A 7,942-nucleotide genomic window follows, 5' to 3' on the forward strand; every position below is an offset into this window, starting at 1 on the left:
GACGGACGGATCTCGGAAACGGTTGATCAGGTTGAGGATCTGCGGCGAGCAGTCGAGGAAATACAGCGCCAGCTAGCCGCGACGCAAGCGGAAGCAGCAGCCGCGAACGAACGAGCCGAACGAGCGGAGTCCGAAGCTAGTAAACCGTGGTGGAGGCGTTGGAAATGACAGATAGCGAGAGAGCGCTCGCTCAGGAGATCCTCGATGAGATAGGCGCGATGAGGTTAGATATCCGCGAAATGTCTCAGGAGGGCCGGGAGGCTGGCGAGCGGCTGCATTGGGACTATCAGGAGATCCAGCAGGAAATGAGAGAGTTCTCGGATGAGCTGCGGAGCTGGCGAAGCGAGTCAGAAAAATAATTTTGCCGAAGTGTTATATTCCTGGCCTCCGGTTCTATTCTACTTTTAGAAATAGAGCAGGGGGTGGAGAGGCGTGAAAAAAGCGGTCTTTAAGATTAACGTCATAGGATTATTTACACTGACATTCACGGTCGAAATGAAAGCTTGATAGGTTGTTCGAATGGTATTATTTGGGAAATCGAGAAGCACTCGTATGAAGTAGGTCGTCGGAAAGCATCCGGCGGCCTTTTCGTTATGTCTGATAAACAGGCGGCGCGTGTAACGGCTCTAGAGGGCGATCTCGCCGCTCTGGAAGCGTCGAAGGTTAACAGCAGCGGCAAGCTGAGGAACGTCAGCGCGAGGCGCTGGAGCTGCTCTCGAAGCAGAAGGACGCGGAGAGGAAAGAGGCGCTCGCCGATCTCCGAGACAAACAGCAGGACAAGCTCGAACAGGCGACGGAGGAGATCCGGAAGCTGTACGCTCAGATCGAGCAGCAGCGTAAAGACCACGAGCAGCAGATCGCGAAGCTCCAGCAGCCAAAAGACGCCGGGAAGCAGCATCCGGCGAATAAGTAAACGGAAAACCGCCATGTCTTTGTGACGTGGCGGTTTTTTGGGGACATATGCGACGGGGTGACGGTTGTGAGAGTCAGTTGCCGCAAACTATCTGCGGCAAACTGCCGCTAATTTAGCTGCGGCAATGTTCTCTGACTGTAGAGCCACTACGGATGTGCTCATGAACCCAGTAGCGACCATATCGCGTATTGCGAAAATGACCTTTTACGGTATGAGCATCTCTTTCGTGCTCTCTCACATGAGTACCTTTAGGTAATTGGCACACCATGATGAGATCGACCTCCTTATGAGTTTACTCGGAGGTCTCGGTATTCTATTGTTTCACCTTGTCCTTTCCGTAGGAGCCCGGTGATTTGGATGGTCGCACTATTCAATACAAACGCTTACATTCTCTCTATATCGTACGCATCAGTGAGTTTTGTGTAGAAAAAACTTGACAATCCCCCTGGAGGATTGATATATTTGTGCCTGTAAACGTTTTTTGGTCGCATGAAAAGAGGGCGTAAATCCTGATGTTGGTCGCATCTGGAACCCGTCGAGGCACCTATATAGCAATACCTTAACTTCCTGTATTCGATGTATGTACTTAGTTGTGTATTCTAAGTACCATTGTACAGGCATCTTGTCATTCCGTCAAGAGTATATTTCGTGAAATTTGGGCAAAATAATAAGTCGGGTCGACAGCATACGTCGGCCCGACTTTTCGTTTATCCTCGAAATTTGAAAAATATTGTGTAAATTTTCGGAGCCGCTGAGCTGGGGCTGCGAGGGGGGGCTCCCCGGTGGGTGGGGTCTGCTTGGACGAAAAAAGCCCGACAGCGAGGAGCTGCCGAGCGTGAGCTGTTCGTTATAGCTTGAAGCCTTTCAGTGACTCGTCTATCTCGTCTTGACGAATCCCGATGTAAGACATTGTGATCGAAGGTGCGGAGTGATTGAATATCTCTTGCAGCTTGGCAACGTCTTTGTTCCGCTTATAGTGATGATAACCGAACGTCTTTCTCATCGTATGCGTTCCGATATCTGTTCGGTCAATCATTTCTCCGGCCTTCACAAGCGCTCTGTATGCTTGCGTGGTACTGATAGCGCTGTTCCCTTTACGAGAAGGGAATAAGAAGTCCTCATCATCCATACCGCGCGTGTACGCCTCTATCTCCGGCTGGATCTCCTCCAAGAGTACGCGCCGCTTCTTCTCTGTCTTTCCTTCTAAGACGTTGATATAAGCCTTTCCCCGAACGTCTTTCACCTTGAACGGCACGATATCCGAGACGCGCAATCCTGTATTGATCCCGACGACGAAAAGGAAATAGTCACGCTCTCCGCACCAACGACGGAGGGACTGTTTCATGTCCTCGATCTCCTGCGGAGTCCTGAGCGGCTGCACGTCGACGAGCGCGCCTTTCATGTTCTGTTTATGTAATGGCTTTTTAACCGTTGTTTCCATTGATCGAATCACCGCTTTCTTGATGATTAGCATACATTGAATGTATGAAAGTCTTATCTATAAACGATGATACAGGATAAACTCAATAAAGTCAACGTTTTGAATGTATGGAAATACATAAAAGCATACATTCGCATGAATGGACGTAAAAAGACCGCTGAACGGATCCAGCGGCAAAGTGTAAGTGAAACGAAACTCATACAGAGAATCGGCCTCCAATATATCACGCGGCGGCTGGATCTGTCTCTGTAAGGGAATGACAGGGAAAATCTCCATAGTAGCCATATTTGGCAACTCTAGCGGCTATTTCACAGTACGAACGATTTAGCAGATTAAAACAGCTGAACCGATCTCGAAGCCATCAGTTAATATAGTTAAAGGTACTATGATGTTACGCGGTACGGTAAGGATCCAGCTTACGGCGTAAACGTTTTATATTTTGGGATACAATTCGGCGGTCTATCCCCATGTCTTTTGCCACTTTACGCTGTGACGCTTTCTCATTATCCTCGTTATTGTAGACACTCCAGAAAATACGTCGTTCGGTTTCTGTTAGGTGCGTATCAGATAATAGCTGCTCTTTAAAAAGCTTGTCCAATACAATTTCAGCCACATCTAACGCATCCCTATCAGGGTAAAATTCCTCAAAACCATCAGCAAGAGGCAATGCTTCGTGCAGGACTCTCCGACGGTCGGTCTCTAAGCTGTCCCTGAGCAAGTTCCTCCCTCGGCTTTGTATTGCTTTAACGATCATTTCGTACAGGAAAAAATCTGTTGCCCATGTATACGTAGTTATGACTTCCCATGCTGTTTGATAAAAGATACTTAGGAAATCTTCAAACGTTATCCTATCTTTTTTGTAAGTTCGCCCCCAGCGAGTAGCCGCACCATAAATTAGTTTGCGAATCGGTTCAAACTCGAGTAAGCGGTCTGTGCTTCCATCCATAATAAGCTCTTCCCATTTCATTTCGGTACTGCGGATTCTCTCGATTTTACCTTTATTTTTCATACTTTGGAGACGTATATTTTTCAACTCGCGTTGCTTCGTATAAGCACCTGGTTTCTTTTTTCTCGGCATGTTTTCCTCCCATATTTTAGTACATAAAATAATTGTACCACTTTGCTAAAATATCGTGAATATAAGTAATAGTGAGCAGCGCGAACAACCTCTTTGGAACCACATCTTTATAAAAAAGAAGAAGATTTAAGGAAAAAAGAGAGAGTTCTAGCAAAACGGCCTCGTGATTGACTGACGATTGACTGACGGATCTGCATCTTCGGTGTTTTGTCCATGTTCGTAGATTAAATATCGATGCCGGTTATCGGATGTGTCGCGAGCGGACAAAAAAAGAAAGCCGAGGATTTATTCCCCGGCCTGTCGTTTAAGCGTTGCGTAAGCGGATATGGTCTGCGGCGTTGGATTCGCTGCTGCAGCTTTGCGAGCTGCCTCCAACTGCTCAGCTGTCGGACGTTCTACCTCTTGTTCAGGATTCGGCTGCAGCAGCACTTGGTGCCGTCCTGAGACCATTCCAAACAGAGCACGATGAACCATCGACGGATACAGACGGACGATCTCTCGAGCAGCCTGGATGTCCTCAGACGTGATCTCTGCAGCGTTTACGAGTTTAGTCTGTATCGACCGGAGGCTGTCGACGTATTGCTTCTCCATTAGCGAGCACCTCCAGCTGTACGCTTGATGCCAGACGGCAGCTTACGATAGTTGTCGATCATAGCGAGATCCTCGTTCGTAATCCGAGGAATGTCGCTGTTTGCCATGATCGGTAGCGGAGCGCGATGGTCGCCCGGATGATTAACATTATCCGTGTACGCCATATCGCGGAGCTGCTGGAACGCTGGCTCATAGGCAGTCTCGAGCTCTATGACGTCGAGCAGCGCGTTATAATAAGCGGCGCGTGCCTCTGTGAGCCGGCCGATAATCGGCTGCAGCTCGTCAGAACGGACGGAAGAACGGAAGTCTCCCGACCAGTCTAGAACGAGCTGACGGACGGAGATCCGGTCTGGAGCCGTGCGACGATACTCATAGGCTGCGCCGCGCTCCTCCTCTGCAGCTTTGAGAGCTTTCTCTGCAGCCTCGATCTGCGCTGCAATCTTGGCTTTCTCCTTGCTCCGATCTGTACCCGTCCTCAATTCGTCTCTGACGAGTGATTCTTTTTGTGCCTTCAAGTCTTGCAGCTGTGTTCCAGCGGCGACGACAGCGGCCTCGTAACGCGCAACAACAGCGTTACGCTGCTCGTCCTGACGATCAAACTTTTCTTTTAAGTCCCAGGTTCTCATTTCTGTGTTTCCTCCTCGTCATCTATTTCGCCTAGCTCGCGACGTAGGCGGTCGATCTCGGCCTCGATTGCAGCATTGCTGCGGTTATTCTCCGGAGGCGCTGGGTGGACAATCATTTCGTTGTTCATGACTCCGGCTGTCCGGAGAACTAACTCCATCCATTTTGCCGAGGTTCCGCTCTTTGCTTTATTTATGAGCGTTTCATACAGGTCTGGAAGATGATCATTAATGTTCTGGGTCGAACGCCGCTTTACGTACTCGGCGAATCGTGGATCCTTGCGCCAGCGCTGCAAACTCCGTTCAGACGTGTTTGCTCGCTCCGCTATTTCTGCCATTGTTAAACCGCCACGGCCAATTTGTGAGAGCAGCTCAGCCGCGAAAAGTTGTTCAGGGGTGAAATGTTCATCGTCACCGTGTACCATGATCGTTCTCGTCATTGTTTTCCTCGCTTTCTTGGTGCTGTATCCTCCGCGCGGCAGATCTCCGGAGTAATGGATCGGGATCCGGCCTCGATCTTTGTTATCGTGGAGCGGTCAACGAAAATGAGATCCGCGAGCTGCTGCTGTGTCAGATCGCAAACATTCCGGACGATCCTCAGCGCGTCGGGGGTCAGTGTGTGCGTCATGAGCGACCTCCTCTTTGTTTTGGAAATAAAAAAGACGCTCCCCCGATTCCGAAGAATCGAAGAGCGTCTTTTATGGGGGGACGAGAGATTGAGCATCTTTCGTCATATATAGGTTAGCTGGAGCATCGTTTCACAATCTGGGACAAGAAAGAAATTTCTAAATAGCGTGATAGCGCTATAAATCCGCGTCAGTACAGGCTTTTTGTGCAAACAAAGATCTTTCAATCTACCAAATCGTATGTTATGATCTTAGATAGATTTACATAGCTAATAACTTCCAAAACAAAAAAATAAAGCCCAATTGTTTTCGGCGGCTCGGGATCCCCATCCCTCAGCTGCTTTCGTACCGCTACAACGGACAGAAAACAGGCACGCACTCACAATGAGCTTATTTAGCCTCATTATACCCTCTCGATAGTCGATTTATCAAGGTATAAAAGAGACTTTATATATCGGACGAGATAGCCCCTGATTCTCCCAGTTTGCGGAGATCAGGGGCTTTTTAATTTGTTGTTAACGGCTCAGCCGTCTACATATCTAATCGAATAATCGGCGCGCTTCGGATCCTTTTTTCAAAAATGGGATGCTGTGGGCTTACTTTCCTATTGCTTTTCAAGGAATCTAGCAGCAGCGCCACGTCGGAAAGCACTAGCAACGACGTTAAAAACTTGGCGGACGGTGAGCTGCGCCGATGCGGTAAGGCAGCGTAACGAGCGAAAGGGCGTAACCATATCCACGCTGCTCGTTAGACTAACGGGAGGACGCCGTAAATCGGTCTGGAGGTAGCCAAGCCGACGTAAGTCGGGGAGGGCGCTGTCAATTACATGGGATTGGCTTCATGTAGCAAAAGGCAGCGTGAGACGGTAATACGTCTCTTGTTTGGATATGGGTGCGACGGATACTCATCCTACCTTACGCGGCGTACATAACAACCGCTCACTCGTGTCCATAGTTTATTTATCTGTGGACTCGGGTGGGTGTTCTGTGTCTCCTGAGCCTAAGCCAAACCATATCAGCGTGTCGATTTAACTCCCTGAAGTCAAGAGATTTTAAAGCAGTTTAACGTACTTTGTAACTAAATACTTAGGTGTAAACACCTCAAAAAAGAATGAATGAATATGGGGCGGCAGCCGATGGGTGGTGGGATCCCCTTGCGCCGTAGCAGCTCGATCCGCTCAACATAGAAATGGAGGCAGGGAATGATCTCTTAACTCGAATAGGTTTTAAGAGTATAATTTTAAGTCAAGCACAGCGCTAGACGAACGGAATGGGCACTCTCTACCCCCTTTGTCTTATTAGTCGAATTAATATTCACGAAGGGGTTGAACGTCTCAGAATGGCGTATAGAGGCTAAGGCGACGTTCTAATAAATTCATAGAGAGGAGGTTTTATAATGGCAAACCATGATTTCAATAGTCCGTGTGATTGTTCGGAGTGTCGTGAGATTACTCAGACTCATATCTGTCCGAGCTGCCAGTTCCCTAACAAGGTGAGTATTGATGGAATAGCTCGCTGGGTGAACGATAGGAAGGGAGGCGGTGACTATATGTTTGATATCCCAACGTCGCCGATCCGTGATCTGAATTGTTATAGCTGCGGTCATCTTATGCCAGCGGTTGGATATTATGATTCAGTTGATAAGGTGAGATGTCAGATGGCGAAGGAGCGCATTGATCTGATTCAGGCTGGAAAGGTCTGCGGCAGCTGCAATAAGGTCGAGGGAATTGATTGGGGGTTCGGTGGGCGGATACAGCTCCGAACGTATAATGGACAGCAACTTTGCGAGAGGTGTGTCGCCGATGCTGTGAAGCAGGATAGTCCAGATCCATCGGATAAAGACAACAAATACGAATTTAATAAAGCTAGTCTCGAATGGTCATTAGTCCTTGTTCGGAGCCATTGTAAGACGTGCGGTAAGGGTTATTTAGTAGCAGTCAGTGAACGAAGCTGGCGGACGCGCTGCAAGACGTGTTATTCGCAACGCTGAGGCGCTCAGATCGAACGGCGCGACCTATCCCCCGACTCGTCAATAAAAAAACGTTTTGAACGAACAGGAGACGGACGACGGACGGAGAATAAGTCCATATATAGAGCGGTTCCGTCCGGAATCGTACAGGACGGTCGGCGGTCGGAATGGGAAAGGACGGATGAACGGAATGGATGGATTGCTGAGGAAAAAAGATCTTGTCGAGGCGCTCAAACCACTTGCGAAATCGACGATAGCGGACTGGATTACGGAATTTCACGTATATATTCCCACGGTCAAGCATGGAGCTGTTACATATTATAAGCCGGAGGCGCTGGACGTTTTGAAAGCGATCCGGGAGCTGCGAGAGCTGGATCAGTCGAAAGTTCAGATCATGGAGTTGCTCTCTAAAAAAGGATTCCCAGTAACAGTAGAGGAAGCGGTCGAGGACGTGGAGCGCGTTCTGTCCGGAGCGGATCCGCGCGATACGCTGCTGACGGTCATGCAGACGATGGGACAGGCGGTCGTCGAGATCGGAAAGCAGACGGAACACATAAACCGCATAACGACGCGGATCGAGGAGCATTCCGAACGAATGGACGGACAGGACGGACGGATCTCGGAAACGGTTGATCAGGTTGAGGATCTGCGGCGAGCAGTCGAGGAAATACAGCGCCAGCTAGCCGCGACGCAAGCGGAAGC

The 7,942-nt window shown here is 49.0% G+C and carries 9 protein-coding genes; 2 read left to right on the plus strand and 7 right to left on the minus strand.

Annotated features, from left to right (window positions below; genetic code table 11):
* Positions 1-164: 164 nt before the first annotated feature.
* Complete coding sequence (locus ACFRAM_RS28505) at positions 165-359, plus strand: hypothetical protein (protein ID WP_379470408.1); 195 nt, start codon at positions 165-167, stop codon at positions 357-359.
* Positions 360-484: 125 nt separating this feature from the next.
* Here the strand turns inward: ACFRAM_RS28505 and ACFRAM_RS28510 are convergent, their stop codons facing one another.
* The 7 genes from ACFRAM_RS28510 to ACFRAM_RS28540 all read right to left on the minus strand — a co-directional run bounded on the left by ACFRAM_RS28510 (position 485) and on the right by ACFRAM_RS28540 (position 5,370).
* Positions 485-928, minus strand: a complete 444-nt coding sequence (locus ACFRAM_RS28510) for a hypothetical protein (protein WP_379470409.1) — start codon at positions 926-928, stop codon at positions 485-487.
* A gap of 832 nt (positions 929-1,760) precedes the next feature.
* Positions 1,761-2,315, minus strand: a complete 555-nt coding sequence (locus tag ACFRAM_RS28515) for a tyrosine-type recombinase/integrase (RefSeq protein WP_379470416.1) — start codon at positions 2,313-2,315, stop codon at positions 1,761-1,763.
* Between the two features lie 430 nt (positions 2,316-2,745).
* Entirely contained in the window at positions 2,746-3,432 is a 687-nt protein-coding gene (locus tag ACFRAM_RS28520) for a sigma-70 RNA polymerase sigma factor region 4 domain-containing protein (protein WP_379470410.1), read from the minus strand.
* Between the two features lie 285 nt (positions 3,433-3,717).
* Positions 3,718-4,023 (minus strand): hypothetical protein, encoded by a 306-nt coding sequence (locus tag ACFRAM_RS28525; RefSeq protein ID WP_379470411.1) that lies wholly within the window; start codon positions 4,021-4,023, stop codon positions 3,718-3,720.
* Positions 4,023-4,649, minus strand: a complete 627-nt coding sequence (locus tag ACFRAM_RS28530; protein ID WP_379470412.1) for a hypothetical protein — start codon at positions 4,647-4,649, stop codon at positions 4,023-4,025. Before ACFRAM_RS28530 ends, ACFRAM_RS28525 begins: the two co-directional genes overlap by 1 nt.
* On the minus strand, positions 4,646-5,086 hold the full coding sequence (locus ACFRAM_RS28535) for a phBC6A51 family helix-turn-helix protein (protein WP_379470413.1): 441 nt from the start codon (positions 5,084-5,086) through the stop codon (positions 4,646-4,648). The genes ACFRAM_RS28530 and ACFRAM_RS28535 overlap by 4 nt, the downstream gene beginning before the upstream one ends.
* Positions 5,083-5,370: a helix-turn-helix transcriptional regulator gene (locus ACFRAM_RS28540; RefSeq protein WP_379470414.1), complete on the minus strand. Its 288-nt coding sequence runs from the start codon at positions 5,368-5,370 to the stop codon at positions 5,083-5,085. The genes ACFRAM_RS28535 and ACFRAM_RS28540 overlap by 4 nt, the downstream gene beginning before the upstream one ends.
* 2,051 nt (positions 5,371-7,421) lie before the next feature.
* On the opposite strand from ACFRAM_RS28540, the gene ACFRAM_RS28545 reads away from it, so the two are divergent.
* Positions 7,422-7,942, plus strand: a 521-nt coding sequence (locus ACFRAM_RS28545; protein WP_379470415.1) for a MerR family transcriptional regulator, incomplete at its 3' end; no start/stop codon positions are given.

Origin of the sequence: Paenibacillus sp. NPDC056722, assembly GCF_042790635.1 — a bacterium.
GTDB classification, from domain to species: Bacteria; Bacillota; Bacilli; order Paenibacillales; family Paenibacillaceae; genus Paenibacillus_AQ; species Paenibacillus_AQ agri.

Excerpts from the sequence above, each read along its gene's own strand:
- ACFRAM_RS28525 (WP_379470411.1), bottom strand. The coding sequence starts at position 4,023 with ATGGAGAAGCAATACGTCGACAGCCTCCGGTCGATACAGACTAAACTC.
- ACFRAM_RS28535 (WP_379470413.1), bottom strand. The coding sequence starts at position 5,086 with ATGACGAGAACGATCATGGTACACGGTGACGATGAACATTTCACCCCT.
- ACFRAM_RS28515 (WP_379470416.1), bottom strand. The coding sequence starts at position 2,315 with ATGAAAGGCGCGCTCGTCGACGTGCAGCCGCTCAGGACTCCGCAGGAG.
- ACFRAM_RS28510 (WP_379470409.1), bottom strand. The coding sequence starts at position 928 with ATGGCGGTTTTCCGTTTACTTATTCGCCGGATGCTGCTTCCCGGCGTC.
- ACFRAM_RS28505 (WP_379470408.1), top strand. The coding sequence starts at position 165 with ATGACAGATAGCGAGAGAGCGCTCGCTCAGGAGATCCTCGATGAGATA.
- ACFRAM_RS28540 (WP_379470414.1), bottom strand. The coding sequence starts at position 5,370 with ATGCTCAATCTCTCGTCCCCCCATAAAAGACGCTCTTCGATTCTTCGG.
- ACFRAM_RS28530 (WP_379470412.1), bottom strand. The coding sequence starts at position 4,649 with ATGAGAACCTGGGACTTAAAAGAAAAGTTTGATCGTCAGGACGAGCAG.
- ACFRAM_RS28520 (WP_379470410.1), bottom strand. The coding sequence starts at position 3,432 with ATGCCGAGAAAAAAGAAACCAGGTGCTTATACGAAGCAACGCGAGTTG.